At 70.5% G+C, this 2535-nt stretch carries 1 pseudogene; it reads right to left on the reverse strand.

The window, feature by feature from the left end:
• A pseudogene (locus tag HW445_RS26450) lies at positions 1-2535 on the reverse strand (hypothetical protein); the annotation flags it as partial.

The raw sequence follows: 2535 nt of genomic DNA on the forward strand, positions 1-2535 counted from the left end.
GGGCCGTCGTCCCGGTCCTTCTCGCGCGTCCTGCGTTCCGCGTCCCGTGCCCGCCGTCGGGCGGCGTTCACCTCGCGTCCCTCCTCGCGGCGTTCGTCGTCGTCGCGACGCTTTCGGGGGCGGGTGGTCTGCGAGGGGCGGGGCCGCCTCTGCGGGGAGGAGCGTTTGCCGGGCCTGGGCCTGGAAGGCGGGCGGGACGTCCTGTCCGGTGAGGGCTTGCGCGGGGCCGGCCGGTCGGCGGGGGCGGGTTCGTCGTCCTTCGGCCGCTCGTTCCCGGGCTGTTCGTCCTTCGGCTTGTGGGGAGTCGGCGGCCCGCCCGGACCCTCCGGCCCGCCGGGTTCCTCCTTCTTCGTGCGGATCTTCTTGAGCATGTCGCCGAGCCGGTCGGCGACCTTGCCCATGAACCGGCCGACGCCCTCGACCAGGAACGTGTAGACCAGCTCCAGCAGCGCCACGACACCCGCCGCGACCGCCTTGGCGAACGGGAGGGCTCCGTTGCCGCTCTTGACGGACTTCAGGAAGTCCATGAAGAGGCCGAAGGCGGCGAGGATCTCACTGAGCGCACCCCACGCGGTCTGGAGGGCGTCGATGACCGCCATGACCCAGCCGGCCCCGGGAATGAGCTTGGCGACGACCTTCTCCACGACGAGTACCCCGATGATGACCGGGAGTTGGGGCACGGCCTCGTCCCAGGCCATCTGCGCCATCTGCTCGACGGTGACACCACCGTGGAGCAGGGCCTGGAAGTCCTCCGCCGGGATGCCGATGATCTCCTGGACCTTCTGGTCGAACCAGGCATTGACCGCGGTCTTGATCTCTTCGAAGAGGTGTTCCTTGGCACCGGTCTCCGCCGCCGCACCGGCCTTGCCGATCCAGTCACCGGGATCGGAGACGATGTCGTTGAAGATGGCCGCCCACTCGCCGAGAGCGGCGACGGCGGCGGCGCCGAACTCCAGGGCGCCCACGGTGACGGACTCGGCGACGTCGACGGCCGCGAGAAGTCCGGTCTCCAGCAGGTCGAGACCGGCGAGCAGCGCGCCGCACAGGCCGTCGAGCAGTCTCCCGGCGACCTCCTTGAGCGCGTCGGCGAACTCGTTGACCTTCTGCACGGCCCAGTCGCGCGCGCCGTCGATGGTCCTGCGCCACTTGTCGCGCATCGCCGGGTAGTCGGCGAGGAGTTCGTCACCGAACGCGATCAGCGCGTCCGCGAACTTGTTGATCTTGTCGACGACCCAGTTGCGGGCGTCGTCGATCAGCTTGAAGACCTGCTCCTTGAACCTCTCGATGAGGTCGGTGACGGCCTGGCGAGCCCTCTCGAAGATGCCCTTGATCGCGTCCTTGAGCCCTTGGAAGAACTCCTTCAGCTTCTCGATGGCCTCTTCGAGCCAGTTGTCGGCGTCGTCCTTGGCCTCGCTCTGCTTGTCCTCCGCCTCCCGCTCGGCGTCGGTCTGCTCCGTCTCGATCTTCTTGTTGTCGTCCTCGGTCCGCTTGTCGACGTCCTTGTCGGTGTCCTCCTCCTTCTTCCGGATGTCCTCGCGGACCTGGTCGTACTTCCTGCCCTTCTTGTCGTCGATCTCCGCGACCTTGTCGTCCTGCTCCCGGCGCCACCGGTCGCGGGAATCGGCGATGTCGGAGCGGCCCTTGGCGCGGGCGTCCGCCTGCTTCCTGCTACTGGCGTCGACCTCGCGCCGCAGGTCCGCGTCGTGCCGCTCACGGTCGCCGGCGGCCTTCCTGTCCTTGAGCTGCCGCTCCCGGCCCATCTTCTGCAGACCGTCGGCGAAGCCCGCCCGGATCTGCGGGCCGCGGTCGTGCTCGGCGACCGCGGAGGCGGACTCGATGGGCACGCCTCCCGACACCGAACGCGGGCCGCTCCCCTTCGCGCCGCCCTGTCCGCCGGTGACCCTGCCGGTCAGGGTCTCCTTCGGAACGTCCGGGTAGATCTGGTCCTCGCCCAGCGGCAGCGCGGCGTCCGCCCGGCCCGACCTGTGGAGTTCGTTCTTCCGCTCGTCGAGCTTCCGGCCCTGCTCGTCCGTACGCCTCGGGTCGGAGTCGTCCTCCAGCGGCAGTCGCGGGGCATCGCCCACGCGGGCGTTCCGCAACCCCTCGTCCTCGGTCGGCAGCCCGAGGATGGAGTCGATCAGGTCGTCCAGCGGCAGGATCTCCTTCAGCAGCTTGCCGAGGAGCTGGGCGCCGATGGTCACGGCGATGTCCCACCAGCTCGGCTCGGGTACGTCCGAGCCCGGCACCTCGCCTTCCGGCTTCTGCTCGCCGGTGATCCCGGGCGTGCTGCCCGGCGCCGCCTCGGTACGGGCGACCTTCGCCTTGGTGTACACGCCCGGGGCGGCGGGCGTCGGCCCACCGGGAACGACGCGCGGCGAGCCGGCGGGCCGCCGCATCGTCGGTGGCGCCTTGCGCAGAGCGTCGCGCTCCTTGCCGACGGAGCGGCCCACGGCGGTGTCGACGCCCCTCAACGTCTCCAAAGCCTCGTGCGGCGCGAGGGATCCGGCCGTCGCCAGCCCCGACTCGGGTGCGGCG

This window comes from Streptomyces sp. UH6, assembly GCF_013421635.1.
GTDB classification, from domain to species: Bacteria; Actinomycetota; Actinomycetes; order Streptomycetales; family Streptomycetaceae; genus Streptomyces; species Streptomyces abyssomicinicus.